This is a genomic window from Pseudodesulfovibrio portus (assembly GCF_026000375.1).
Taxonomy (GTDB): domain Bacteria; phylum Desulfobacterota; class Desulfovibrionia; order Desulfovibrionales; family Desulfovibrionaceae; genus Pseudodesulfovibrio; species Pseudodesulfovibrio portus.
Window position 1 is genome coordinate 948,699 of the sequence record NZ_AP026708.1, and the last position, 26,282, is coordinate 974,980.

Sequence of the window (26,282 nt, forward strand, 5' to 3'; positions counted from 1 at the left end):
GCGGTTTTCCGCCTATCAGACAGGTTGACGGACACGGACGCAGCAACAGCGCGAAGGGATAACCGGGACACGACAGATGCGAGGATTCAACGAAACCAAATTCAATGCTCCGGCCTTTATGCTGGTCCTCCTCATACTCCTGGGCATCCCGTTCCTCATCGGGCTGCTGGTGCAGTACAACTACATCCAGGACCTGGAGCGCGTCTCCGACGAGCGGTTGACCCTGTATGAAATGACCCTCGAATCCGAGTTGCAGAAATACGAATACCTGCCCTATCTCATCTCGGAAAACGGCATGGTGTCGGAATTCCTCGCCAAGGGCGGCGACGCCCTGCCCATCAACCGCTTCCTGTACCGCGTCAACAACATCGCCGGGTCTTCCGTCGTCTACATCATCGGCACCGACGGCATCGTCAGCGCGGCGAGCAACTGGGACAAGCCGAACAACTTCATCGACCTGGACCTGAGTTTCCGCCCGTACTTCAAGGACGCGATGAGGGGAAAGGAAGGGCAGTTCTTCGGCGTGGGCATCACCGTGGGCGAGCCCGGCTTCTACATCTCGCACCCCATCAGGGACAAGGGCGACATCATCGGCGTGGCCGTGGCCAAAATCGCCCTGTCGCCCCTGGAACGCATCTGGCGGGAAGGCGGCGAAACCCTGTTCGTCTCGGATTCGAACGGCGTCATCGTCCTGACCAGCCGCCCGTCGTGGAAATACAAGACCCTCACGCCCCTGGACACGGTCATGCTCAAGAAGATCCACGACCAGGAGCAGTACCCGGGATTCCAGCTGCAGCACCTGCCGTCCCACACCCGAACCCGCCTCGGCTTCGTCGAGGAGTTCACCATCGGCAAGGAACGGTTCCTCAAAAGGACCCGCGGCATTCCGGGAACGGACTGGGGCATCAGCTACCTCACGCCCCAGGGCCCCCTGTGGGAACGGACGCTGGGCGTCTCGCTGACCACCTTCGTCCTGCTCGGGCTGGCCATCCTGACGCGGCTCTTCCTGCGGGAACGGAGGCTGCAGAGGCTCTCCCGCCGACAGGCGATTGAGGCCGACCACATCCGGGACATCAACCACCAGCTGGCCCAGGAGGTCGAGGAGCGCAAGCGGACCGAACACGAGCTGCGCGCGGCCCAGGAGGAGCTGGTCCAGGCGGGCAAGCTCGCCGCCCTGGGCGAGATGGCCACGGCCATCGCCCACGAACTGAACCAGCCCATCGCCGCGGCCAAGACCTATATCGCCAGCTGCCAGCTCATGCTCAAGCGGAACAAGCTGGACGAACTCGCCCCGACCCTGGACAAGGTCTCGGACCTCGGCGACAGGATGGCCAAGGTCACGGGCAGCCTGAAATCATTCGCCCGCCGGTCCTCGGACAAAAACCTGGAATTCGACCTCCGCCAGGCCATCAAGGAAGCCGTCAGCCTCATGAAGCACCAGTTCCACGTGGAGAACTGCGACCTGAAGCTGTCCATGCCCGGCCAGCCCGTTCTCATCATCGGTGACCGCATGCGGCTGGAGCAGGTGCTGATCAACCTCTTCCGCAACGCCCTGGACGCCCTGCACGAGACCGACGCCCCGCAGATCAACGTCAAGCTGAGCCTGGAGAACGGGCAGGCCCTGGTCAGGGTCTGGGACAACGGGCCGGGCGTGCCCGAAGAGATCGGCAACAAGATATTCGAACCCTTTGTCACCACCAAGAAGGAAGGCATCGGCGTCGGCCTCGGCCTCTCCATTTCGTACAAGATCGTCAAGGACATGGGCGGCCATTTCCGGGTGGCCAACCGGGCTCCCAGCGGCGCCGAGTTCTCTGTCCAGATTCCCTTGTCCACCAAGCAGCAGGAAGGATAATCATGCAACAGGTCATTCTTGTGGACGACGAACGTTCCGTACGGGACTCCGCCCGTCAATGGCTCGAACTCTCTGATTTCCAGGTCTCCGACTTCGCCGATGCGAGGCTGGCGCTGAGGATGATCACCCCCGACTACACCGGCATCGTGCTCACCGACGTCAAGATGCCCGGGCTGGACGGGCTCGCCTTCCAGAAGATGATCGCCGACATCGACCCCCACATCCCGGTGGTCCTGTTCACCGGGCACGGGGACATCGCCATGGCCGTGGAGGCCATCCGGGGCGGGGCCTACGATTTCGTGGAAAAGCCCTTCGACCCGGAACGGATCGTGGAGACCATCAAGCGGGCACTGGAAAAACGCCGCCTGATCATCGAGAACCGGCAGCTCAAGATGGCCCTGTCCGACTGCGAGGGCATCGACTCCCGGCTGGTCGGCACCAGCCCGCTCATGCGCGAACTGAAAAAAGAGATCACCCACATAGCCCCGACCATCGCCAACGTCCTGATCCTGGGCGAAACCGGCACGGGAAAGGAAGTCATCGCCCGGGCCATCCACAACCTTTCCGCCCTTTCCAAGGGGCCGTACATGGCCCTGAACTGCGCGACCATCCCGGTCAACATGGCCGAGAGCGAGCTGTTCGGCCACGTGTCCGGAGCCTTCACCGGCGCATCCGGCAAACGGGTCGGCAAACTGGAGGCGGCCAACGGCGGCACGCTGTTCCTGGACGAACTCAACTCCATGCCCTTCGACGTGCAGGGCAAGCTCCTGCGCGCCCTGGAGATGCGCGAGATCACCCCCCTGGGGGCCAACTCGGCCCGCCCGGTCAACTTCCGGCTGCTCTCCGCCATGAACGAGGACCCCCGCACGGCCATCGAGGAAGGAAGGCTCCGCGAGGATTTGTACTTCCGGATCAACACCGTGGAACTGGCCGTCCCGCCGCTTCGGGAGCGCACGGACGACATCCCGCTGCTGTTTTCCTTTTTCCTGGAAAGGGCGGCGGACACCTACGGCATGACCGTGACCCCTCCCGGCCCGGAGAGCCTGTCCATCATGATGGGCCACGATTGGCCCGGCAACGTGCGCGAGCTCAAGACCATGGCCGAGCGGTACGTCCTCTCCCCCCTTCCTCCCAAGGAGCGGATCGGCAAGATCATGTCCGGCGCCATGGAAGACACGCACACCTCCGCCGTGTCACTCAGGGAACAGGTTTCGCTCTTCGAGCGGCACCTCATCCACGAGTCCCTCGCCCGCAACGGCGGGATCATCAAGGACGTCATCGCCGACCTCGGCATCCCCCGCCGAACCCTCAATGAAAAGATGACCAAATACGGACTAAAACGGTCCGAATAACCCTTCGGCGGATTTCCGCTCGCAGTCGCTCCGGCTACTGGCGAAAATCCGCTCACTCCCATTCTCGCGACCCATTATAACACTGAAATAACGTGATATTTTTATCACGGTCTCGTGGCACGCCTGTTGCTTTATAGGGCCATTGCGGTCCGTTTTCTCGCAATGGAGGCGCATGAGAAGCCCATGGCAACCGAACCGGTTGCGGGCAGTCCTTCCCGGGCCGGGCTCCGAAGGACATCCGGCTCTCAATGCACAGTGATCGATGAGGCAGTGGCCCAGTCCACATTCATATCAATCAAGAACAACAGGTGAAGAATGATGAAAACCTTTACGACATCCGTCCCAGGCTTGTCCCGCAGAGACGCCAGTCTTGACTGGCTGCAGATGCTGACGGGAGCCGGCCTGATTCTGTTCATGTGGTGTCACATGCTGCTCGTGTCTTCGGTGGTCATATCCCCGAGCATCATGAATGCCATCGCCAACTTCTTCGAGGCCACGTACATGGCCCAGGTCGGCGGTCCCCTTATTTTCCTCACATTCCTGGTGCACTTCGTCCTGGCCGCGCGCAAGATTCCCTTCCGCGCAGAGGGCCAGATCACCATCTGGCAGCACGCCAAGATGCTGAAGCACCGCGACACCTGGCTCTGGATCGTCCAGGCCGGAACGGCCATGATCATCCTGATCCTGGGTGCCATCCACATGTGGGTCGTCCTGAACGACCTGCCCATCACCGCCGCCAAGTCCGCCGCACGCATGCAGCACTTCTGGTGGTTCGTCTTTTACATGATCCTCCTGCCCTGCGTCGAACTTCACGTCAGCGTCGGCTTCTACCGCATCGCGGTGAAATGGGGATTCGTGAAATCCGAAGGGCGTAAGGGGTTCAAATTATTCGAGACGTCCCTGTTCACCATCTTCATGGTCATCGGCGTCATCACCCTGATCCGCTTCGTAACGTTAGGCTAGAGAGGATTATCCAATGCAAACATATTATTCCGACCTGCTCGTCATCGGCGCCGGACTGGCCGGTGAGCGCGTAGCCTGCGAAGCCGCACAGAACGGTTTCAAGGCCAGCTGCCTCTCCATCGTTCCCGCCCGACGCTCCCACTCCTCGGCCGCCCAGGGCGGCATGCAGGCGGCGCTGGGCAACTGCGCCAAGGGAGAAGGCGACTGCACCGACGTCCACTTCATCGACACCGTCAAAGGCTCCGACTGGGGCTGCGACCAGGAAGTCGCCCGCCTCTTCGCGGACACCGCTCCCATCGAGATGCGCCGTCTGGCCCATTGGGGCGTGCCCTGGAACCGCGTGGTTCCCGGCAAGTCCTTCTTCTTCAAGGGCGGCGAGAAATTCGAGAAGTACGAAAAAGAGGAAAACGAAGGGTTGATCACGGCCCGCTCCTTCGGCGGCACCGCCAAGTGGCGCACCTGCTACACCTCGGACGGCACCGGCCACGCGGTCATGTGCACCATGGACAACCGGTGCGCCGAACTGGGCATCGACGTCTTCGACAAGAAGGAAGCCATCTCCCTCATCCATGACGGCGAGACCTGCATGGGCGCGGTGGTCCGCTGCCTGCGCACCGGCGAGCTCGAAGTCCACCTGGCCAAGGCCACGGCCATCTGCACCGGCGGCTTTGGCCGCATCTACAAGGCCACCACCAACGCGGTCATCTGCGACGGCGGCGGCCACATCCTGGCCCACGAGACCGGGGTGGTGCCCATCGGCAACCCCGAGTCCATCCAGTTCCACCCCACCGGCATCGTGCCCACCGACATCCTCGTCACCGAGGGCTGCCGCGGCGACGGCGGAACCCTGCTCGACGTCAACGAAGAGCGGTTCATGCACATCTACGAGCCGGAAAAGGCCGAGCTGGCCTCCCGCGACGTGGTCTCCCGCCGGATGACCGAGCACATGCGCGCCGGAAAGGGCGTCAAGTCCGCCTACGGCGAACACCTGTGGCTGGACATCCGCCACCTGGGCGACAAGCACATCTCCACCAAGCTCAGGGAAGTGGACGAGATCTGCCATCACTTCCTGGGCGTCAACCCGCGCACGGAACTCATCCCGGTGCGCCCGACCCAGCACTACACCATGGCCGGCATCCGCACCAACAAGGACGGCGCGGTCTACGGGCTCAAGGGCCTCTATTCCGCGGGCGAAGCAGCCTGCTGGGACATGCACGGCTTCAACAGGCTGGGCGGCAACTCCCTGGCCGAGACCGTGGTCGCGGGCGGCATCATCGGCGCCAAGATCGTGGAATTCCTCAAGGGCTACGAGACCAAGTTCGACACCAAGGCCATCAACCTCGAGATCAAGCGCCAGAAAGAGCGCATCCACGACATCACCCACGGCCGCAACGGCAAGCTCAACGTGTACGAAGTGCGCAACGAGATGCAGGAGGCCCTGATGAAGGGCTGCTTCGTGTTCCGCAACAAGGAAGGGCTGGAGGAATGCGTGTCCACCTTGCAGGGAACCATGGAGAAGGCCCGCCAGGTCGGCCTGGTTTCCGACGGCGCAGGCCCCAACCACGAGCTGGCCGCAGCCATGAAGCTCGAAGGCCAGGTCAGGCTCGCCATATGCATCGCGCAGGCCGCCCTGATGCGCACCGAATCCCGCGGTTCCCACAACCGTGAGGACTACCCCGAACGCAACGACGCCAAATGGCTCAACCGCACCCTGGCCTACTGGCGCGAAGGCGCGGACATGCCCGAGCTGCAATATGAAGACACCACCCCGCTCTTCGAATTGCCTCCGGGCGACCGAGGCTACGGCGGCGGCAGCATCATCCCGGCAGACGAGAAGTACGTGAAGGAGCGCACCGTCAAGAGCCCCGTCACGGAAATCGGCAAGAAGAAGTAACCCGGATCAAAAAAGGAATGCATCATGGGTAGACAATTAAAATTCGAAATATTCCGGTATAATCCCGAAAGGGAGGGTGATGTTCCGCACATGCAGGAATTCACCCTGGACGAAACCCCGAACATGACCCTGTTCATCGCCCTCAACAGGCTGCGCGAGGAACAGGACCCGAGTCTCATCTTCGACTTCTGCTGCCGCGCCGGCATCTGCGGCGCATGCGCAATGGTCATCAACGGCCGTCCCGGCCTGGCCTGCCAGACCAAGACCAAGGACCAGCCCACCCGGATCACCCTGCATCCCCTGCCGGTCTTCAAGCTGGTGGGCGACCTGTCCGTGGATACGGGCGTCTGGTTCCGCGAAATGTACGCAAAGACCGAGTCCTGGGTGCACACCACCAAGACCTTCGATCCCACCAAGGAAGAGGAGCGCATGGACAACTCGGTGGCCGAGCAGATCTACGAGCTCGAACGATGCATCGAGTGCGGCTGTTGCGTGGCCGCCTGCGGCACCGCCCGGCTGCGTGACGACTTCATGGGAGCCGCGGCCCTGAACCGCATCGCCCGTTTCGTGGTCGACCCCCGGGACCAGCGCACGGACGAGCAGTACTTCGAGATCATCGGCACCGACAACGGCATCTTCGGCTGCATGGGCCTGCTGGCCTGCGAAGACGTCTGTCCCAAGGGGCTGCCCCTGCAGAACCAGCTCGGCTTCCTGCGCCGCAAAATGGGCATCACCGCAATGAAGCACATCTTCAGGAAGAAATAGCATGCGTACCATACAGACAAGCGAAATCATCGACGCTGTGGCCGCCATGTGCATCAAGTCCAACACCGAACTCCCGGGCGACGTCCGGGCCAAGTTGGAACAGGCCATGGCAGAGGAAACAACCCCGTCCGCCAAGGAAGTCATTCGCCAGCTCCTGGAGAACGCCGACCTGGCCATGGATACCAAGCTGCCCCTGTGCCAGGACTGCGGCCTTGCCGTGTACTTCGTGGAAGTGGGCGACGAGGTCCGCATTGAAGGCGGCAACCTGCGCTACGCCATCAACGAAGGCACCCGCCGGGGCTACGCCGACGGCTACCTGCGCAAGTCCGCATGCGACCCCCTGTCCCGCGCCAACACCGGCGACGGCACTCCGGCCATCATCCACTTCGACTTCGTGCCCGGCGACAAGCTCAAAATTGCCTACATGGCCAAGGGCGGCGGAGCCGAGAACATGTCCCGCGTGACCATGCTCGCCCCGGCCCAGGGCTGGGAAGGCATCAAGCAGTTCGTGATCAACCGCGTGGCCGAGGCAGGCCCCAACCCGTGCCCCCCCACCGTCATCGGCGTGGGCATCGGCGGCACTTTCGAACACGCCGCCAAGATCGCCAAGAAATCGCTCCTGCGCAAGCTGGACGACACCCATCCCGATCCGGAAATCGCGGCCAAGGAAAAGGAACTCGAAGAGGCCATCAACGCGCTCGGCATCGGCCCCATGGGCCTTGGCGGCAAGACCACCGTGCTCGGCGTCAAAATGACCATGGAACCGTGCCACCTGGCGAGCCTGCCGCTGGCGGTCAACGTCCAGTGCCACTCCCAGCGTCACGAGGAGGTTGAACTCTAATGGCAGAATACAAGCTGAACACACCGCTGACCGATGAAGACATCGAGCAGCTCAAGGCCGGCGACGTGGTCTTCCTGACCGGCTTCATCTACTCCGCACGCGATGCGGCACACAAGAAGCTCATCGACCTGCTGGACGCGGGCAAGGAACTCCCCTTCAAGCTGGAAGGCTCGGCCATCTACTACGTCGGGCCCTCCCCGGCCCCCCCGGGCCGCCCCATCGGCGCAGCCGGTCCCACCACCAGCTACCGCATGGATTCCTACGCCCCGCGCCTGCACTCCCTCGGCATGAAGGCGTCCATCGGCAAGGGCAAGCGCAACGAAGAGACCCGCAAAGCCATGCAGGACTTCAAGGGCGTGTACTTCGGCGCAACCGGCGGAGCCGGAGCCCTGCTTTCCAACTCCATCGTGGAGTCCACCGTCATCGCTTTTGACGAACTCGGCCCCGAGGCCATCCGCGAAATGAAGGTCAAGGACTTCCCGCTTCTGGTCATCAACGACGCCCACGGCGGCGAACTGTACGCGGTTCCCGACCTTGAGGCGGCTGGCGTAAAATAACCAACCATTCAAAGGAGATAAAAATGGCCTTATTCACCAAAGAAGAAGCTCTCGGCTACCACTCCATGGGGAGAAAAGGGAAGATCGAGGTCGTCCCGGTCAAGCCGTGCGTGACCCAGAAGCATTTGTCCATGGCCTACAGCCCCGGCGTGGCCGAGGCGTGCAAGGCCATCGCGGAGGACCAGTCCAAGTCCTATGAGTACACCGCCCGCGGCAACCTGGTGGCCGTCGTGTCCAACGGCACCGCCGTGCTCGGCCTGGGCAACATCGGCCCCCACGCGGGCAAGCCGGTCATGGAAGGCAAGGGCGTGCTGTTCAAGGTCTTCGGCGACGTGGACGTCTTCGACATCAACCTCGACGTGACCGATCCCGACAAGCTGTGCGAGATCACCAAGGCCCTGGAGCCCACCTTCGGCGGCATCAACCTCGAGGACATCAAGGCCCCGGAATGCTTCTACATCGAAGAGAAGCTGAAAAAGGAAATGAACATCCCGGTCTTCCATGACGACCAGCACGGCACGGCCATCGTCACCGCAGCGGGCATGATGAACGCGCTGGAGATCTCCGGCAAGAAGCCCGAGGACATGCGCGTGGTCATCTCCGGCGCGGGCGCGGCGGCCATCGCCTGCACCAACCTGTACCGGAACATGGGCGTCAAGTTCGAGAACATCGCCATGTTCGACTCTCGCGGCCACATCAACAAGGGCCGCACGGACCTGAACGAGTTCAAGCAGCAGTACGCCACCGAGAAGGCCTACGGCTCCCTGGCCGAGGCCATGGAAGGCGCGGACTGCTTCCTGGGCCTGTCCGCTGCGGGCGTGGTCTCCAAGGACATGGTCAAGTCCATGTCCGAAAACTGCCCGATCATCTTCGCCTGCGCGAACCCCGATCCCGAGATCACCTATGACGACGCCAAGGAAGCGCGCCCTGACTGCATCATGGGCACCGGCCGCTCCGACTGCCCCAACCAGGTCAACAACGTGCTCGGCTTCCCGTTCATCTTCCGCGGCGCGCTCGATTGCGGCGCCACCGCCATCACCGAGGAGATGAAGCTGGCGGCGGCTCAGGCCCTGGCCGACCTGGCCAAGACCGAGGCCCCGGAATACGTGTGCAAGGCGTTCGGCGTGGACAAGCTCGAGTTCGGCCCCGACTACGTCATCCCCAAGGCGCTGGACCTGCGGCTCATCGAGTACGTGTCCGTTGCCGTGGCCAAGGCCGCCATGGACGCGGGCATCGCACGCAACCCCCTGGACCTCGACGCATACAAGGGCGAACTCAGGCAACGCATCGCCGACTCCTCCAAGCGGGTCGGTGCATTCGTCGATACATACAACCTCGGAATATAAATGATCGCGGGCGGCGGCATGGGGTCGCCGCCCGCGATTTCCTTAGTTTCAACTGAGGGTTGCGGTCCTTTCCGAGGCACAAAGGTCTAACTGAATATTTTATGAGGAATTGAATCATGAGTGATCAGGCTGAATCCAACAAAGGTAAGATGGTAGGGTTCTTTCTCGGACCCATTGTCTTTATCGCAATGCTGCTCCTCCCGGTTCCCGAGGGGATGAAGCTCGAAGCATGGCGCGTGGCGGCGGTAACCGCCCTGATGGCCATCTGGTGGATCACCGAGGCGATCCCCATCCCGGCCACGTCGCTGCTGCCCATCGCCCTGTTCCCGCTGCTGGGTGTCATGAAATCCAGCGCGTCCACCGCCCCCTATGCCAACCATCTGATCTACCTGTTCATGGGCGGCTTCTTCCTGGCCGTGACCATGGAGAGGTGGAACCTGCACCGCCGCGTGGCGCTCTACACCATCAAGGCCATCGGCACCAGCCCGGCCCGGATGATCATGGGCTTCATGGTGGCCACCGCATTCCTGTCCATGTGGGTTTCCAACACCGCCACCGCCATGATGATGGTCCCCATCGGCCTGGCCGTCATCCAGCAGGCCACGGGCTTCAGTTCCGAGCATCTGCGTGACGCCGGGGCCAGCGTGGGCCCCGAATTCAACTTCGGTCGCGGCCTGATGCTCGGCATCGCCTACGCCGCCTCCATCGGCGGCGTGGCCACCATCATCGGCACGCCCCCCAACACCGTCATGGCGGGCATGGTCGAAAAAATGTTCGGCGTGCAGATCGGCTTCGGCCAGTGGATGATGTTCGGCGTTCCCCTTGCCGCCATCACCCTTGCCCTCGCCTGGATCCTGCTGACCCGGTTCCTGTACCCCATGGGCGACATGGAACTGGCCGGCGGCGCCAAGATCATCAACGACGAAGTCAAGAAACTCGGACCCATGTCCGGCGAAGAAAAGAAAATCGTGATCGTCGGCTGTTTCATGGCCGCCTTCTGGCTGGCCCGCGGCTTCATGGCCAAATCCGCCACCGTTCTCAGCGTGATGCCACACTTCAAGTACATCGGCGATGCTACCATCGGTATCCTGGGCGCACTGATTCTCTTTGCCATCCCCACCAACTTCAAGAAGGGCGAGTTCCTCCTGAACTGGAAGACCGCCGTCAAGATCCCCTGGGACGTGATCCTGCTCTTCGGCGGCGGCCTGGCCATCGCCAACGGCTTCGCAAAGACCGGCCTGGCAGGCTACATCGCCAGCCAGCTCGGCGGCCTTGAAGGCGCGAGCATGCTCCTCTTCGTCGGCGTGGTGGTCCTGATCACCATCTTCCTGACGGAAATCACCTCCAACACCGCCACCGCGACCCTGCTCGTGCCCATCATGGGTTCGGCCGCCATCGCCATGGGCGTCCACCCGTTCGCCACCATCGTCGGCGCCTGCGTGGCCGCTTCCTTCGCCTTCATGCTCCCGGTGGCCACGCCGCCCAACGCCGTCGTCTTCGGCTCGGGTTGCGTGTCCATCAAGCAGATGGCCAAAGCCGGTGTCTGGTTGAACATCATCGGCTCCATCCTGATCACGGCATTCGTCGTCTACATCCTGCCCGCCCTGTGGGGCATCGACCTCAACGTGGTTCCGGATTGGGCTGTCATTCCCAAGTAAACACAACACCCTGCGGGCGGCTTCTGCCGCCCGCAGGCCCCAACAATCAATCACACTCAGACACAATCGGAGCTGCCGTCCCGGCACGGTAGAGAGGAAAGATGCGCTCAAAATCGAAGATATTCCCGGTAATCCTGACAACGATCCTGCTCCTGGCGGTGGCTGTTGTCGGCTATATCCGATCTGGCCAGACACAGCCGATGCCCGTCCGCATCCTGTTCAAGAACAACGGCGGCAAGGTCATTTTCTCCCACCTGGTCCACCACAGGGACTACCAGATCGAATGCGCGCAATGTCACCACGACAAGAGTGAGCCGGCGATGGTGAGTTCCGACAGGGCCCTGGCCTGCAACTCATGCCATCCCAATGAATTCAATGAAGATTTCGTCAACAACCATATAGATTCGTTCCCTGACGAATCCTATTGCGTGCGTTGTCACCACACCGAATTCGACGAGGTGATCTTCGACCACGAAGCGCACAAGGACTATGCGTCCGACTGCTACGACTGCCACCACGGCAAGGAGATCGAGCCCGAGCCCCAAAAGTGCTCCAACTGCCACGAGGGCGAAGATTCGGGCGACCTCATCTCCATGCGCCTGGCCGGGCACGAAAGCTGCGCCAACTGCCATGAAGACATGTTCGACAAGGGCCTTTCGAGCTGCAACTCCTGCCACATCCCCGTGGACATGGCCGAATACGACGGCGACTACACCTCCTGCGGCTCGTGCCACGAGGCCGAACCCAGGGAGCTGGTCCTGCCCCGCATGAACGCCTTCCATGACCAGTGCATGTCCTGCCACGAGGAAATGGGCGCCGGTCCCTACGGCCCCGACAACTGCAACCAATGCCACATCAGCAGGTAGGCTGAATATGAACACCCGAGCAACAAACAACCCGGCGCAGGCGGAGATGACCCTGACCCTCCACTGCCCGCTGGTCAAATGCGGCCAGGACGTCCGACGCGGCGAGACCATCGCCACTTCCAACGTCCCGGACAGGGGCGACATCCACGCCCCGTTCTCCGGCAGGGTCCTGCACGTGGACCCCTACCGCATCCGCATCGCCCCGGAAGCGGGCGAAACCGTGGACGCGGTCTCCCTGGACGGGCTGTCCGGCCTCAAGCTGCGCAACCGTCTCGCGGAACTGGGGGCCGATCTTCCGGCAGTATCCACCGCAGACACCCTGATCATCAATGCCGTTGACGCCGAGCCCACCGTGGTCAGCCGCCGCGAGCTGCTGGACAAACACGCCGACACCCTGCTGGCAGGGTGCAAGGCCCTGGCCGAGGCATACCATCCGGCGTCCACCGCACTGGCCGTCCCCGGCGGTTCGGCGCATGCGCTGGACGGAACGGAAACAACGGTCATTTCCGGGCACTATCCCGCCGGGCTGGACCCGCTGGTGGCCAAGGCCGTGACCGGGAGCGAAGCGCCTCAGGATACCGTGGTCGTCGGACTGGAAACCGTCTTCCACGTCGGCCGGATCATGGAGACCGGGCTTCCGGCCATGGAGACCATGGTCACGGTGGGCGACTCGGGCCGCGTCATCCCCCTCGGCACGCCGGTGGGCACGATCATCGACGCGGAAGGCGAAGTCCTCCTCGACCGCGACCGCATCGTCCTCGGCGGCGCGCTGCGCGGCACGGCAGCCTCTTCCCCCAACCAGGGCGTGGACCGGTCCACCCTGGCGGTGGCCGTGGTCAGCAGCCCGGCACCGGTGGCCATGGACACGGCCTGCGTGGGGTGCGGCGAATGCGTGCGCCGCTGCCCGGCCCGCCTCGATCCCGCCATGATCACCAGCTACGCCGAATTCGGCATGTACGCCGAAGCGGCCAGGGAACACGTCACGGCCTGTTTCGAATGCGGCCTGTGCGGCTATTTCTGCATCGCCCGCCGCCCCATGCTCCAATACATCCGGATCGCCAAAAACGAACTGGCCCGGGCCGCAGCCCAAACCGGAGAGGAAAACCAACAGTGAAACCGCTCAATCCCTTTGCATTGACCGTCTCCGTTCCGCCCCATCGCCACTGCGGCGTCACCGTGCGGAGCAGGATGCTCAACATACTCCTGGCCATGCTGCCCGCAGCGGTCATGGCGACCGGCACCTTCGGAATGGCCGCCGCGCGGGTCATGGCCCTGTCCATGGCCGCCGCCGTGCTCACGGAACTGGCATGCGACTATTTCATGGACAGGGAAAGCGACGTCCACGACCTCCACGCCCTGACCGTGGGACTCGGGTTCGCCTTCCTGCTCCCCGCCTCCGCGCCCTGGTGGCTGGTCGTGTCCGGCAGCGCCCTGTCCATCGCGCTCGGCAAAATGGCCTTCGGCCCCCTGGGCGGGAGCCCCTTCTGCGCCCCGCTGGTGGGCTGGGCCATCTGCCGCATCTCATGGCCCGCCTTCATGGACATCGATGCGTCCATGCTGGCCACGGACCTGACCTATCCCCTGGCCCAGCTCAAGAACTTCGGCCTGAACGCGGTCCAGATCACGGACACCAGGATGCTCTTTCTCGGCAAGCAGCTCGGCGGGCTGGGCGCCGTCCAGATGGCGGGCATCCTGCTCGGCGGCATGTTCCTGGTGATGCGCAAGCACATCTCCTCGATCATCCCGGTGGGCGTCCTGGCGGGCGTCGCGGTCTCGGCCATGCTGTTCAACATGGCCGACCCGACGATATACGCCGGGCCCGGCTTCCACCTGCTGACCGGCTCCACCCTGTTCGGGGCGTTCTTCCTGGCGACGGACGGGCCGTCGTCGCCCAACCGGCAGATGCCCATGCTGCTCTTCGGCCTTCTGGTCGGGACGCTCATCGTCATCATCCGGGTCTACGGCGTCTATCCCGACGGCGTGCCCTTTGCCATCCTCCTCGCCAACCTGTTCACCCCGGTCCTGGAACGCATCCGGCCCAAGCCGTTCGGAGTGAGGTAAGCCATGAAAGAAATGATAAAAATGATGGTCGTCCTGTCGCTGATCTGCGGCATCTCCGGGGTCACCCTGGCCGCGCTCAAGGAAACGACCGCGCCCATCATCGAAGAGCAGGTGCTGACCTTCGTCCAGGCCCCGGCCATCGAATCGGTCCTGGGAGAGCACGACAACAACCCGATCAAGGACCGCAGGAAATTCGACGTGGACGGCCGCACCGTGACCGTGTTCCCGGCCATGAAGGGCGGCACGCTCTCCGGCGTGGCCTTCGAGACCTCGGCCAAGGGGTACGGCGGCAGCATCGGCGTCATGGTCGGCTTCGACGTGCAGGCCCGGACCCTGTCCGGCATCGGCATCACCACCATGAAGGAAACGCCCGGTCTGGGTACGCGCGTGGCCGGCCACGGCTACACCACCCAGTTCAAGGGGCACTCCATTGAATCAGTGAATCTCAAGAAGAACGGCGGCGACATCGAAGCCGTGGCCGGAGCGACCATTTCCTCCACCGGCACGGTCAGCGCCGTGCAGGACGCCATCGCCATCTTCAACACCCTGAAAAGCCAATTCGCGGAAGGCTGGAGCTGACAATGAACAGATTGTGGAAGGAATTCTCCAAAGGCCTCTGGAAGGACCTGCCCCCGTTCAAACTCGTCCTCGGGCTGTGCCCGGTCCTGGCCGTGACCAAGTCCGCCGACAACGGGCTGGGCATGGGCATGGCGGTCATCTTCGTCCTTGCCCTGTCCAACCTGATGGTCTCGCTGCTCAGGAAATTCATCCCGGCCAAGGTCCGCATCGCCTGCTTCATCGCCATTTCCGCCTCCCTGGTGGTGGCCGTGGAGCTGCTCATGCAGGCCTATGCCTATCCCCTGTACCAGCAGCTGGGCATCTTCGTGCCGCTGATCGTGGTCAACTGCATCATCCTGGGCCGCGCCGAGGCCTTTGCCTCCAAGAACGGCCCCCTGCTGTCCATGGCCGACGGCCTGGGCATGGGCGTGGGCTTCACCATGTCCCTGACCTTCCTCGGCGGGTTGCGCGAACTGCTCGGCACCGGCGCGCTGTTCGGCAAAAACCTGGCCTGGAGCGGCTTCGAGCCCTTCGGGATCATGGTCGACGCCCCCGGCGCATTCATCAGCCTCGGCGTCCTGCTGGCCATCATGACCTTCGTTGAAAACGTCCGGCGCAAGCGCAAGGGACTGGCTGCGGTCCAGGGCCCCACCCACGACTGCGGCTCCTGCGGCGGCTGCGGCCACGCAACACAAAGCTAATCCCGAGAGGAATCGATCATGCAGGAATACTTTCTTCTCTTCATAGGCGCGATGTTCGTCAACAACATCGTCCTGGCCCAGTACCTGGGCAACTGCCCGTTCATCGGCACCTCCAAGGAGACGTCCGTGGCCGTGGGCATGGGCGGAGCCGTGGTCTTCGTGGCCGTCATGGCCACCGCCATCACCTGGCTGGTCCAGCGGCACGTCCTGGTGCCCTTCGGTCTCGGCTACCTCCAGACCCTGGCCTTCATCCTGGTCATCGCCTCCCTGGTCCAGTTCGTGGAAATGTTCCTCAAGAAGATGGTCCCGCCGCTGTACAAGTCGCTGGGCATCTTCCTGCCGCTCATCACCACCAACTGCGCCGTCATGGGTATCGCCCTCATCTGCCAGCGCGAGGAATTCGGGCTCTTCGAGTCGACCATGTTCGCCTTTGCCTCGGGCCTGGGCTTCATGCTCGCCCTGGTGCTCCTGGCGGGCGTGCGCGAGCGGCTGGCCGTGCGCAGGCTGCCCATGGCCATGCGCGGCACCCCCATCGGGCTGATCATGGCGGGACTCATGTCCCTGGCCTTCTTCGCCTTCAAGGGCATGATCTAGGGACAAGGCAATGACCGGACACCGCAACGAAACCCGACTGCCCGAATCCAGGCAGCGCCAAGCATAAAACCTTACGGGGAACCAGAGACATGATAGTGACATCGGGACTGACACTGTTCAGCATCGGCCTCGGAGCCGCAGCCATACTGGGCGTGGCCTCCAAGCTCCTGTACGTGAAGGAGGACCCGCGCATCGGACTGATCGAGGACAGCCTGCCCGGCGCCAACTGCGGCGGCTGCGGCTATCCCGGCTGTTCGGGCGCGGCGGCGGCCATCGTGGCGGGCAAGGCCCCGGCCTCGGTCTGCATCGTTTCCGACGCCGAGACCGCCGCCGTGGTGGCCGGCATCATGGGCCAGGAAGTCATCGAGCGCGAACCCGAGCTCGCCGTACGCGACTGCTCCGGCGGCACCCGGGCCGAAGACGCCTTCCACTACGAGGGCGCACTGGACTGCCGGGCGGCCCACCTGCTCTACGGAGGCTCCAAAACCTGCCCCGAAGGATGCCTGGGCCTTGGCTCCTGCGTCCGCGCCTGTCCCTTCAACGCCATCCACATGGGCCCGGCAGGGCTCCCGGTCATCGACCCCGACGAGTGCAAGGCCTGCGGCAACTGCGTGGACGCCTGCCCGCGCGGCGTCATCACCGTGTCCGGCATGTCCGCCCGGCTGCTCCACCTCAATCAGACCACGGATTGTTTGGCCCCGTGCCGCCAGAAATGCCCGGCGCAAATCAACATCCCCAAATATATCGAGCAGATCAAGGCGGGAGACTATGACGGCGCGGTCATGACCATCAAGGAGCGCAACCCGCTTCTGGTCACCTGCGGCCGGGTCTGCCCCCGCCCCTGCGAGACCGAGTGCCGCCGACAATACGTGGACGAGACCGTGGGCATCAACATGCTGAAACGGTTCGTGGCCGACAGGGAGCTCCGCTCCGGGACGCACCTGCCCGTGGCCTGCGCCAAGGACACCGGCAAAAAGGTGGCCGTCGTCGGAGGCGGGCCCGCCGGGTTGTCCTGCGCCTATTTCCTGCGCCGGCTGGGACACAGCCCGACCATTTTCGACGCCATGCCCGCCCTGGGCGGCCAGACCCGCTACGGCATCCCGGAGTACCGGCTGCCCAAGGCGGACCTCGACTGGGAAATCCAGGGCATCCTGGACCTGGGCATAGATGCCCGGCTCAACACCAGTTTCGGCAAGGACTTCACCCTGGAGACCCTCAAGGCGGACGGCTTCGAGACCATCTTCCTCGGCATCGGCGCCTGGCAGGCGTCGGGCATGTACGCCGAGGGCGAGGACCTGGACGGCGTCATGGGCGGCATCGAGTTCCTCACGGCCCACGCCCTGGGCCAGAAACCGGAGACCGGGGACAAGGTCATCGTGGTCGGCGGCGGCAACACCGCCATCGACGCGGCCCGGACCTGCGTCCGGCTGGGCGCGGAGGTGACCCTCATGTACCGCCGCACCCGCAACGAGATGCCTGCGGACATGGAAGAGATCGTCGGGGCCGAGGACGAGGGCGTCAAGTTCAAGTTCCTGGCCGCCCCTGCCCGCGTCATCGGCGACGAGAACGGCAGGGCCACCCACCTGGAATACTATGAGATGGAACTGGGCGAGCCCGACGATTCCGGTCGCCGCCGCCCGGTGAAGAAGGAAGGCTCCGAGGCGCGCATGGAGGCCAGCCTGATCATCCCGGCCATCGGCCAGAAGCCCGACCTCGGCTGCCTGTACGACGACGGGGAAGGCGAGTGCCCCCTGGAGACCACCCGCTGGCAGACCATCGTGGCCGATCCGGACACCTTCCAGACGGCCATCCCCGGCGTATTCACCGCCGGCGACGTCTACACCGGCCCGGACCTGGTCATCTCGGCCATCGGCGACGGGCGCAAGGCGGCCCGGTCCATGCACTACTTCATGACCCAGGACCACGTCCCGGTGCCCGAGACCACCCAGAAGGGCATGATCCCGTACACATTGTTCAAGGAAATCGGTCAGGTGGAACGGAAGAAACGGGCCGTCCTGCCCCATCTCTGCCACGGCGACGAACGCAACTGCACCTTCAACGAGGTCGAAGGCTCACTGAGCGAGGCCGAAGCACGGGCCGAAGCCGACCGCTGCCTGCGATGCGGCCTGGTCTGCTACGACCGGGATGCGGATGCGCCGACGGACCGGATAGAGAACGCAAACACATAAGAACACCATACCCTGCCCTGGAGGAATGCATGCAGCCGACCCTCCTCACCCCTTGATGAGACATCACCGGCACGCATGCGAAGGGAGGAAGCGCAACCCACGCGCTTTCTCCCTATCCTCCCCAGGCAGCGAGGAGAAAGGTATGTCCAAGAGTTTATACATAGCGGCCACGGAAGCGCGCAGTGGCAAATCGGCCATCGTGCTCGGCGTCATGAACCTGTTGCGGGCCAACCTGCAGCGGGTGGCGATCTTCCGGCCCATCATCAACGACCATGTGCAAGGGCAGCGCGACCACGACATCGACCTCATGCTGCGCCACTTCGCCCTGGACATGGAATACGAGCAGACCTACGGGTACACCCTGAGCGAAGCCCAGCGGATACTCAACAACGGGCAACAGGCCCTGCTCCTTGAAAACACCTTGAACAAATTCAAGGAATTGGAAAAAGAATACGACTTCGTGCTCTGCGAGGGCACCGACTATATCGGCGGCAACGCGGCCCTGGAATACGAGATCAACGTTTCCATCGTCTCCAACCTGGGCTGCCCCGTCATGGTGGTGGTCAACGGCCAGGACCGGGCCGAGGAAGAGATCTGCGACTCGGCCCAGCGGACCATCGAGACCTTTGAGGAAAAGGGCCTCGAAGTCATGGGGCTCATCGTCAACCGGGCCAAGGACGACCTGTCCCCGGACGCGCTTGAAACCCTGAAGGCCAACACCCGGTCGAGCTACCCGCTGCTGACCCACGCCATCCCGGACGACAAGCGGCTGGGGGACCCGACCATGCACGACGTGATCCGGGCGCTGGACGCAACCGTGCTCTACGGCCATGGCGGCCTGGACACCCAGGTGGACAACTTCGTCACCGCCGCAATGCACATCTCCAATTTTCTCAACTACATCCGTGAAGGAAGCCTGATCATCACCCCCGGGGACCGATCGGACATCATCCTGGCCAGCATCACCTCGCGCCAGTCTTCCTCCTACGGCAACATCGCGGGCATGGTCCTCACGGGCGGATTGCAGCCGTCGGAATCGGTCCACCGCCTGATCGAGGGGTGGACGGGCGTGCCCCTGCCCATCCTGAGCGTCAGGGACCACACCTTCAAGACCACCCAGGCGCTCCAGTCCCTGCACGGCACCATCGACCCCGATCACCCGACCAAGATCGCCACGGCCATCGGATTGTTCGAGTCCTGCGTGGACCTGGAAGAGCTGCGCAAGCGGCTGGTGACCACCGAGTCCAAGAAGACCACCCCGGTCATGTTCGAATACAACCTGATCGAAAAGGCCAAGAGCCGGACCCAGCACATCGTCCTGCCCGAGGGCACCAGCGACCGCATCATCCAGGCCACGGAAATCCTCCAGCGCCGCAAGGTCGTGGACGTCACCCTGCTCGGCGACCCGGAGGCCATCCGGGCGCAGGCCTCCAGCCTCGGCGTCCAGCTCAACGGGGCCCAGTGCGTGGACCCGGCCAAATCCGGCCTATTCGAGGCCTACGCAGAGCGGTACTTCGAGGCCCGCAAACACAAGGGCATCCGCATGGAGGACGCCCGCGACCGGATGCTCGACCCCACCTATTTCGGGACCATGATGGTCCACGCCGGGGATGCGGACGGCATGGTTTCCGGGTCCGTCACCACCACGGCCCAGACCATCCGGCCCGCCTTCGAATTCATCAAGACCAAACCGGAGGCCTCCATCGTGTCCTCCGTGTTCCTCATGTGCATGGGAGACCGCGTGGTCTGCTTCGGCGACTGCGCGGTCAACCCCAAGCCCAACGCCCGGCAACTGGCGGAGATCGCCCTCAGCTCGGCGGAGACCGCCCGGCTCTTCGGCATCGACCCGTTCGTGGCCATGCTCTCCTACTCCACCGGCGGCTCCGGCACCGGCGAGGAAGTGGAAAAGGTCATGGAGGCCACGGAGATGGCCCGCGCCCTGGCCGTGGAACGCGGCCTGTCCCTGCCCATCGAGGGACCGCTGCAGTACGACGCCGCAGTGGACCCGGAGGTGGCCCGGACCAAGATGCCGGACTCCGAGGTGGCCGGACGGGCCACGGTCTTCATCTTCCCGGACCTCAACACCGGCAACAACACCTACAAGGCCGTGCAGCGGGCCGTGCCGGGGTCCACGGCCATCGGACCGGTCCTCCAGGGGCTGAACAAGCCCGTGAACGACCTGAGCCGGGGGTGCCGGGTCCGCGACATCGTCAACACCGTGGCCATCACCGCCATACAGGCACAAGCTGAAAAGAGCGCGAAATGAACATACTCGTCATCAACTGCGGCAGCTCCTCGCTCAAGTACCAACTGCTCGACATGACAGGCGAATCGGTCGTCGCCACCGGCGTCATCGAGCGCATCGGCGAAGAGCTGGGCTCCATCACCCAGAAGTCCAACCCGGACAAATACCCGGACGCCAAGTCCGTGGAGCAGCTCCCCATCCCCAACCATGAAGCGGCCATGCGGCTCATGGTGGACAAGCTGGTGGGCGAGGATTGGGGCGTCATCGACTCCCTGCGCGACATCGACGCCGTCGGCCACCGCGTGGTTCAGGGCGGCGAGGATTTCTCGGCCCCGGCCCTGGTGGACAAGGGCGTGATCCGGTCGATCCAGGCCAACATCCCCCTGGCCCCGCTGCACAACCCGGCCAACCTGACCGGCATCGAGATCGCCCTGGAGCTCTTCCACAACACGCCCAACGTGGCCGTGTTCGACACCGAATTCCACCAGACCATCCCGCAGAAGGCGTTCATGTACCCGGTGCCCATGGAGCTCTACACCGAGTTCAAGGTGCGCAAGTACGGCTTCCACGGCACCTCGCACAAGTACGTGACCCGCACCGCCGCCGCCCACCTGGGCAAGCCCGTGGACACGGTGAACCTGATCACCGTGCACCTGGGTAACGGCTGCTCCATGGCCGCCGTCGAACAGGGGAAATGCGTGGACACCACCATGGGCCTGACTCCCCTGGCGGGGTTGATGATGGGCACCCGGTGCGGCGACGTGGACCCGGCCATCCACGCCTTTGTGGCCAAGCACCGGCAGATGAGCCTGGCCGACGTGGACGCCATGCTCAACAAGCAGTCCGGCCTGTTCGGCGTCTGCGGCATGAACGACATGCGCGACATCCACGCTGCCCGGGCCAAGGGCGACGATGCGGCCCAACTCGCCTTCGAGATGTTCGCCTACCGCGTGAAATCCACCATCGGCGCCTACCTGGCAGTGCTCGGCGGGGCCGACGCCGTGGTCTTCACCGCAGGTATCGGAGAGAACGACGAGGATGTCCGCGCCCTGGCCTGCCAAGACCTGGAAGGGCTGGGCATCGTCCTCGATCCGGAAAAGAACGGGGCCAGGGAACCGGGCGTCCGCACCATCAGCGGCCGGGACAGCCGGGTGGCCGTGCTCATCGTTCCCACGGACGAGGAGTTGGAAATCGCACAGGCCACACAGGCCATCGTCAATGGTTGATTGGCATATTCTCAATAATTGAAGGTAATTAAAAATAAAACGGAGTACGACATGGCAAAGATGAAAACAATGGACGGCAACACCGCCGCCGCATGGGTCGCCTATGCGATGAGCGAGACCGCCGCCATCTATCCCATCACCCCGTCGTCCACCATGGGCGAGATCGCCGATGAGTGGGCCGCACAGAATCGCAAGAACATTTTCGGGCAGACCGTGGAAATCCGGCAGCTCCAGTCCGAGGCCGGGGCGGCCGGGGCCGTGCACGGCGGACTGACCGGCGGCGCGCTGACCACCACCTTCACCGCCTCCCAGGGCCTCCTGCTCATGATCCCCAACATGTACAAGATCGCGGGCGAACTGCTGCCCTGCGTCTTCCATGTTTCGGCCCGGGCCATCGCGGCCCACGCCCTGTCCATCTTCGGCGACCACCAGGACGTCATGGCCTGCCGCCAGACCGGCTTCGCCATGCTGGCCGCCGCCTCGGTCCAGGAGGTCATGGACCTCTCCCTGGTGTCCCACCTGTCCACGGTCGAGGCGTCCGTGCCGTTCGTCTCCTTCTTCGACGGCTTCCGCACCTCCCATGAAATCCAGAAGGTCGAGGTCATCGACTACGACGACATGAAGCCGCTGCTGAACATGGACAAGGTGGCCGAGTTCCGCGCCCGGGCCATGAACCCCGAGCACCCCAACGTGCGCGGCACCGCCCAGAACCCGGACATCTACTTCCAGGGCCGCGAGGCGTCCAACGCCTGTTACGACGCCATCCCCGGGATCGTGGAAGAATACATGCAGAAGGTCTCCGCCCTGACCGGCCGTGAATACAGGCCCTTCGACTACGTGGGCGCACCGGACGCCGAGCGCGTCATCATCTCCATGGGCTCCTCCTGCGAGACCATCGAAGAGGTGGTCAACCACCTGGTCGCCCAGGGCGAAAAGGTCGGCCTGATCAAGGTCCGGCTGTACCGTCCCTTCTCCGCAAAGCATTTCCTGGCCGTGCTGCCCGCCTCCGCCAAGACCGTCACCGTGCTCGACCGGACCAAGGAGCCCGGCGCGCTCGGCGATCCCCTGTACCAGGACATCTGCACCATGTTCCTGGAGAAAGGCGAAGGTCCCGCCGTCATCGCGGGCCGCTACGGGCTGGGCTCCAAGGAGTTCACCCCGGCCATGGCCAAAGCGGTTTTCGACAACATGGCGTCGTCCAGCCCCCAGGCCCGCTTCACCGTGGGCATCACGGACGACGTCAGCAATGCCTCCCTTGTCACGGCCGAGACCCTGGATACCACACCTCTTGGCACTGTTCAGTGCAAGTTCTGGGGTCTCGGCTCCGACGGGACGGTCGGGGCGAACAAGCAGGCCATCAAAATCATCGGCGACAACACCGACATGTACGCGCAGGGGTATTTCGCCTACGACTCCAAGAAGTCCGGCGGCATCACCATCTCCCACCTCCGCTTCGGCGAGAAACCCATCCAGTCCACCTACCTGGTCACCGCAGCCGACTACGTGGCCTGCCACAACCCCAGCTACGTGCACCTCTACGACGTGCTCGACGGCATCAAGGAAGGCGGCACCTTCGTCCTGAACTGCGCCTGGTCCGCCGACGACATGGACAGGGAGCTGCCCGCGTCCATGCGCCGGGCCATCGCACAGAAAAAGCTGAAGTTCTACACCGTGGACGCGGTCAAGATCGCGGGCCAGGTGGGCCTGGGCGGCCGCATCAACATGATCATGCAGACCGCCTTCTTCAAGCTGGCCGACGTCATCGACTTCGAGGAAGCCGTCACGCTCCTCAAGGCGGGCATCAAGGCCGCATACGGCAAGAAGGGCGACAAGATCGTCAACATGAACAACGCTGCCGTGGACAACGCCATCGACGCCATCGTCGAGGTGCCGGTCCCGGCATCCTGGGCCGACCTGGCCGACGACCCCAAGGCCGAGAGCGACGAGCCCGATTACGTCAGGGACATCATGCGCCCGGTCCTGGCCCAGAAGGGCGACGACCTGCCGGTGAGCGTCTTTTCCAAGGACGGCACCGTGCCTTCGGGAACGTCCAAGTACGAAAAACGCGGCGTGGCCATCCTGGTGCCCGAGTGGATCGCGGACAACTGCATCCAGTGCAACCAGTGCGCGTTCGTCTGCCCCCACTCCGCCCTGCGCCCGGTCCTGGCCGACGACGCGGAGATGCAGAGCGCACCCGCGACCTTCATCGCCCAGGACGCCAAGGGCAAGGACGTCAAGGGGCTCAAGTACCGCATGCAGGTCAACACCCTGGACTGCCTGGGCTGCGGCAACTGCGCCGACATCTGCCCGGCCAAGGAAAAGGCGCTGGTCATGAAGCCCATCGCCACCCAGACCGGGGATCAGGTGCCCAACTTCGACTTCTCCGAGACCGTCTCCTACAAGGACGCCTTCAAGCGCGACACGGTCAAGGGCTCCCAGTTCAAGCAGTCGCTCATGGAATTCTCCGGAGCCTGCGCGGGCTGCGGCGAGACCCCGTACGTCAAGGTGCTGACCCAGCTCTTCGGCGAGCGCATGGTCATCGCCAACGCCACGGGCTGCTCCTCCATCTGGGGCGCGTCCGCGCCGTCCACCCCGTACTGCACCAACGCCGACGGGCACGGCCCGGCCTGGGGCAACTCCCTGTTCGAGGACGCGGCAGAGTTCGGCTTCGGCATCGAGATGGGCGTGAACAAGCGCCGCAACACCCTGGTCGCCAAGTGCGAGGCCGCCCTTGAGACCGCCTCCGGCGACGTCAAGGCCGCCATCGAGAACTGGCTGGCCGCACGGGGCGACGCCCAGGATTCCGCCGAAACCGGCGCGGCCCTGAAAGCCGCCCTGGCCGACGCGACCGACGAGAGCCTCAAGGCCATCGCCGCAGACAGCGACCTGTTCACCAAGAAATCCGTCTGGATCTTCGGCGGCGACGGCTGGGCCTACGACATCGGCTACGGCGGCGTGGACCACGTCCTGGCGTCCGGCCGGGACATCAACATCCTGGTCCTCGACACCGAGGTCTACTCCAACACGGGCGGCCAATCCTCCAAGGCCACGCCGCTCGGCTCCATCGCCAAGTTCGCCGCAGCGGGCAAGGCCACGGGCAAGAAGGACCTGGGCCGCATGGCCATGACCTACGGCTACGTGTACGTGGCCCAGGTGGCCATGGGCGCGGACAAGCAGCAGATGCTCAAGGCCTTCAAGGAGGCCGAGGCCTACAACGGGCCCTCGCTCATCATCTGCTACGCCCCGTGCATCAACCAGGGCATCAGGAAGGGCATGGGCAAGACCCAGCTCGAACAGAAACTGGCCGTGGACTCCGGCTACTGGCCGCTCTACCGCTACAACCCCGAGCTCGTCGCCGAGGGCAAGAACCCGTTCCAACTGGAGTCCAAGGCTCCCGACGGGACACTGCAGGAGTTCCTGTCCGGCGAGAATCGCTACGCCATGCTGGAACGGTTCCACCCGGAGCTGTCCAAGGCGTTCCGTGTAAAAATCGAGAAGGATTACGCCGACCGCTACGCCACCTACACCCATCTGGCCGAGGCTGATTTCAGCCGGGCCGCCGGCGGGGAGGACCTGGCCGCGTGCGATACCGGCGTCTCCGCCGAAAGTCCGGGTTCAGGCGAACCCTGCGACGACGGCAGATAACCGACAGTAACGTGGAGACCGCTTTGTGACCGCAACATAAAGATATCAGTTCCTAGAGGACCGAATCCACGTTACGGGCCTCCCGCCGGATGCGGGAGGCCCATAATCTTTCGGACAAAAAAAGGGGAGCCCCGACCGGGGCTCCCCTTCCATTTTGATGCTGCGACCGGTTTTAGTTGTGCACGGAGACGGACTCGGCACGCACTTCGGTGTACATGAAATCCTGGACGACCATGCCCGTCAGGTCCACGTCGGCGGTCATCAGGGACGGATCAAGCTCGGCACCCATGACATGGACCAGCAGCTCGCCGGTTCCGTCGGAGAACAGGAAGCTGCCGTCGTTGATCTTCTTCACGAAGCGACCGGTCAGGGCCACGTCGGTGTCCACTGCGGAAACCTTGGCCTCGGCCACGGTCTTGGCAACAGGATGACCGGCCATTGCAGTGGTTACGAATACGCAGGTGAGAAGCAGAAAAACCATGCAAAAACGTTTCATGACATACCTATCTTTTTTTTATTTTTTTCCTCAAAAAGCGAACACCATACTCGCTACGGCTCAACAACTACCACAGAAAAAGTAAATGTCCAGAAAAAATACTGTCGATAAATATCTGTTTTAAATGGATTAAATTATAAAATTCATTTTTTGACTGATTAGTCAATCAAATTTTACCGTGATTCGCTGGATGCAAGCCGGGAAACGGGTGAAAAAAATCCCGGCGACCTCCGCCTGATTCCGGGACGTCTTCCCTCCCTCGGACAACGGGTGAGGCGGCATCGATAAAAACCCGTGGAACTGCTCCGTGGAAAGGTGTCCCGGCCATCGTCCGGTGCTTCCAAACCCCACGAAAAAGGCTTGGAAGAAAATCCTTCCAAGCCATGATAAAACCCGGAAAAGCCGGAGGGAACCTCCTGCCTGCCTGGAGGGCGTCGGGCAGGCTGAATCACGTCCCCACCGGGCTCGAAAAC

Annotated in this window: 20 protein-coding genes; 19 read left to right on the plus strand and 1 reads right to left on the minus strand. The window is 63.5% G+C overall.

Annotated elements, in window-relative coordinates; all coding sequences use genetic code 11:
* Positions 1 to 76: 76 nt before the first annotated feature.
* The 19 genes from OO730_RS04655 to nifJ all read left to right on the plus strand — a co-directional run bounded on the left by OO730_RS04655 (position 77) and on the right by nifJ (position 25,313).
* Positions 77 to 1,852, plus strand: a complete 1,776-nt coding sequence (locus tag OO730_RS04655; protein WP_264983416.1) for a sensor histidine kinase — start codon at positions 77 to 79, stop codon at positions 1,850 to 1,852.
* Positions 1,853 to 1,854: 2 nt separating this feature from the next.
* Positions 1,855 to 3,204: a sigma-54-dependent transcriptional regulator gene (locus OO730_RS04660; protein ID WP_264983417.1), complete on the plus strand. Its 1,350-nt coding sequence runs from the start codon at positions 1,855 to 1,857 to the stop codon at positions 3,202 to 3,204.
* Between the two features lie 318 nt (positions 3,205 to 3,522).
* Positions 3,523 to 4,167: a succinate dehydrogenase/fumarate reductase cytochrome b subunit gene (locus OO730_RS04665; protein WP_264983418.1), complete on the plus strand. Its 645-nt coding sequence runs from the start codon at positions 3,523 to 3,525 to the stop codon at positions 4,165 to 4,167.
* 13 nt (positions 4,168 to 4,180) lie between these two features.
* A complete protein-coding gene (locus tag OO730_RS04670; RefSeq protein ID WP_264983419.1) occupies positions 4,181 to 6,061 on the plus strand; it encodes a fumarate reductase flavoprotein subunit in 1,881 nt (626 codons plus the stop codon).
* 24 nt (positions 6,062 to 6,085) lie between these two features.
* Entirely contained in the window at positions 6,086 to 6,826 is a 741-nt protein-coding gene (locus OO730_RS04675) for a fumarate reductase iron-sulfur subunit (RefSeq protein ID WP_264983420.1), read from the plus strand.
* 1 nt (position 6,827) lies between these two features.
* Complete coding sequence (locus OO730_RS04680) at positions 6,828 to 7,667, plus strand: fumarate hydratase (RefSeq protein WP_264983421.1); 840 nt, start codon at positions 6,828 to 6,830, stop codon at positions 7,665 to 7,667.
* Complete coding sequence (locus OO730_RS04685; protein ID WP_264983422.1) at positions 7,667 to 8,224, plus strand: Fe-S-containing hydro-lyase; 558 nt, start codon at positions 7,667 to 7,669, stop codon at positions 8,222 to 8,224. Before OO730_RS04680 ends, OO730_RS04685 begins: the two co-directional genes overlap by 1 nt.
* Before the next feature lie 23 nt (positions 8,225 to 8,247).
* The gene (locus OO730_RS04690; RefSeq protein ID WP_264983423.1) at positions 8,248 to 9,570 is read left to right on the plus strand and encodes a malic enzyme-like NAD(P)-binding protein; all 1,323 of its coding nucleotides are present in this window, start codon (positions 8,248 to 8,250) and stop codon (positions 9,568 to 9,570) included.
* Positions 9,571 to 9,686: 116 nt separating this feature from the next.
* On the plus strand, positions 9,687 to 11,228 hold the full coding sequence (locus tag OO730_RS04695; protein ID WP_264983424.1) for an SLC13 family permease: 1,542 nt from the start codon (positions 9,687 to 9,689) through the stop codon (positions 11,226 to 11,228).
* A gap of 101 nt (positions 11,229 to 11,329) precedes the next feature.
* A complete protein-coding gene (locus OO730_RS04700) occupies positions 11,330 to 12,094 on the plus strand; it encodes a cytochrome c3 family protein (protein WP_264983425.1) in 765 nt (254 codons plus the stop codon).
* A 7-nt stretch (positions 12,095 to 12,101) separates the two neighbouring features.
* Positions 12,102 to 13,208: a 4Fe-4S dicluster domain-containing protein gene (locus OO730_RS04705; RefSeq protein ID WP_264983426.1), complete on the plus strand. Its 1,107-nt coding sequence runs from the start codon at positions 12,102 to 12,104 to the stop codon at positions 13,206 to 13,208.
* Positions 13,205 to 14,155 carry an RnfABCDGE type electron transport complex subunit D gene (locus tag OO730_RS04710; RefSeq protein WP_264983427.1) on the plus strand — a complete coding sequence of 317 codons (951 nt, stop codon included), beginning with the start codon at positions 13,205 to 13,207 and terminating at the stop codon, positions 14,153 to 14,155. Before OO730_RS04705 ends, OO730_RS04710 begins: the two co-directional genes overlap by 4 nt.
* A 3-nt stretch (positions 14,156 to 14,158) precedes the next feature.
* Positions 14,159 to 14,734, plus strand: coding sequence for an RnfABCDGE type electron transport complex subunit G (gene rnfG, locus OO730_RS04715; RefSeq protein ID WP_264983428.1), 576 nt, complete (start codon positions 14,159 to 14,161; stop codon positions 14,732 to 14,734).
* A 2-nt stretch (positions 14,735 to 14,736) separates the two neighbouring features.
* Positions 14,737 to 15,414 carry an electron transport complex subunit RsxE gene (gene rsxE / locus OO730_RS04720; protein ID WP_264983429.1) on the plus strand — a complete coding sequence of 226 codons (678 nt, stop codon included), beginning with the start codon at positions 14,737 to 14,739 and terminating at the stop codon, positions 15,412 to 15,414.
* An 18-nt stretch (positions 15,415 to 15,432) separates the two neighbouring features.
* A complete protein-coding gene (locus OO730_RS04725) occupies positions 15,433 to 16,008 on the plus strand; it encodes an electron transport complex protein RnfA (protein WP_264983430.1) in 576 nt (191 codons plus the stop codon).
* An 89-nt stretch (positions 16,009 to 16,097) separates the two neighbouring features.
* On the plus strand, positions 16,098 to 18,197 hold the full coding sequence (locus OO730_RS04730) for an FAD-dependent oxidoreductase (protein ID WP_264983431.1): 2,100 nt from the start codon (positions 16,098 to 16,100) through the stop codon (positions 18,195 to 18,197).
* 142 nt (positions 18,198 to 18,339) lie between these two features.
* Entirely contained in the window at positions 18,340 to 20,463 is a 2,124-nt protein-coding gene (gene pta / locus OO730_RS04735; RefSeq protein WP_264983432.1) for a phosphate acetyltransferase, read from the plus strand.
* The gene (locus tag OO730_RS04740) at positions 20,460 to 21,668 is read left to right on the plus strand and encodes an acetate kinase (protein WP_264983433.1); all 1,209 of its coding nucleotides are present in this window, start codon (positions 20,460 to 20,462) and stop codon (positions 21,666 to 21,668) included. The genes pta and OO730_RS04740 overlap by 4 nt, the downstream gene beginning before the upstream one ends.
* A 51-nt stretch (positions 21,669 to 21,719) precedes the next feature.
* A complete protein-coding gene (gene nifJ, locus OO730_RS04745; protein WP_264983434.1) occupies positions 21,720 to 25,313 on the plus strand; it encodes a pyruvate:ferredoxin (flavodoxin) oxidoreductase in 3,594 nt (1,197 codons plus the stop codon).
* A gap of 172 nt (positions 25,314 to 25,485) precedes the next feature.
* Here the strand turns inward: nifJ and OO730_RS04750 are convergent, their stop codons facing one another.
* Positions 25,486 to 25,794, minus strand: coding sequence for a NirD/YgiW/YdeI family stress tolerance protein (locus OO730_RS04750; protein ID WP_264983436.1), 309 nt, complete (start codon positions 25,792 to 25,794; stop codon positions 25,486 to 25,488).
* Between the last annotated feature and the right edge of the window lie 488 nt (positions 25,795 to 26,282).

What these genes read in the sequence shown, in the direction of transcription:
- OO730_RS04655 (WP_264983416.1), top strand. Translation starts at nt 77, where the DNA reads ATGCGAGGATTCAACGAAACCAAATTCAATGCTCCGGCCTTTATGCTG.
- OO730_RS04660 (WP_264983417.1), top strand. Translation starts at nt 1,855, where the DNA reads ATGCAACAGGTCATTCTTGTGGACGACGAACGTTCCGTACGGGACTCC.
- OO730_RS04665 (WP_264983418.1), top strand. Translation starts at nt 3,523, where the DNA reads ATGAAAACCTTTACGACATCCGTCCCAGGCTTGTCCCGCAGAGACGCC.
- OO730_RS04670 (WP_264983419.1), top strand. Translation starts at nt 4,181, where the DNA reads ATGCAAACATATTATTCCGACCTGCTCGTCATCGGCGCCGGACTGGCC.
- OO730_RS04675 (WP_264983420.1), top strand. Translation starts at nt 6,086, where the DNA reads ATGGGTAGACAATTAAAATTCGAAATATTCCGGTATAATCCCGAAAGG.
- OO730_RS04680 (WP_264983421.1), top strand. Translation starts at nt 6,828, where the DNA reads ATGCGTACCATACAGACAAGCGAAATCATCGACGCTGTGGCCGCCATG.
- OO730_RS04685 (WP_264983422.1), top strand. Translation starts at nt 7,667, where the DNA reads ATGGCAGAATACAAGCTGAACACACCGCTGACCGATGAAGACATCGAG.
- OO730_RS04690 (WP_264983423.1), top strand. Translation starts at nt 8,248, where the DNA reads ATGGCCTTATTCACCAAAGAAGAAGCTCTCGGCTACCACTCCATGGGG.
- OO730_RS04695 (WP_264983424.1), top strand. Translation starts at nt 9,687, where the DNA reads ATGAGTGATCAGGCTGAATCCAACAAAGGTAAGATGGTAGGGTTCTTT.
- OO730_RS04700 (WP_264983425.1), top strand. Translation starts at nt 11,330, where the DNA reads ATGCGCTCAAAATCGAAGATATTCCCGGTAATCCTGACAACGATCCTG.
- OO730_RS04705 (WP_264983426.1), top strand. Translation starts at nt 12,102, where the DNA reads ATGAACACCCGAGCAACAAACAACCCGGCGCAGGCGGAGATGACCCTG.
- rnfG (WP_264983428.1), top strand. Translation starts at nt 14,159, where the DNA reads ATGAAAGAAATGATAAAAATGATGGTCGTCCTGTCGCTGATCTGCGGC.
- rsxE (WP_264983429.1), top strand. Translation starts at nt 14,737, where the DNA reads ATGAACAGATTGTGGAAGGAATTCTCCAAAGGCCTCTGGAAGGACCTG.
- OO730_RS04725 (WP_264983430.1), top strand. Translation starts at nt 15,433, where the DNA reads ATGCAGGAATACTTTCTTCTCTTCATAGGCGCGATGTTCGTCAACAAC.
- OO730_RS04730 (WP_264983431.1), top strand. Translation starts at nt 16,098, where the DNA reads ATGATAGTGACATCGGGACTGACACTGTTCAGCATCGGCCTCGGAGCC.
- pta (WP_264983432.1), top strand. Translation starts at nt 18,340, where the DNA reads ATGTCCAAGAGTTTATACATAGCGGCCACGGAAGCGCGCAGTGGCAAA.
- OO730_RS04740 (WP_264983433.1), top strand. Translation starts at nt 20,460, where the DNA reads ATGAACATACTCGTCATCAACTGCGGCAGCTCCTCGCTCAAGTACCAA.
- nifJ (WP_264983434.1), top strand. Translation starts at nt 21,720, where the DNA reads ATGGCAAAGATGAAAACAATGGACGGCAACACCGCCGCCGCATGGGTC.
- OO730_RS04750 (WP_264983436.1), bottom strand. Translation starts at nt 25,794, where the DNA reads ATGGTTTTTCTGCTTCTCACCTGCGTATTCGTAACCACTGCAATGGCC.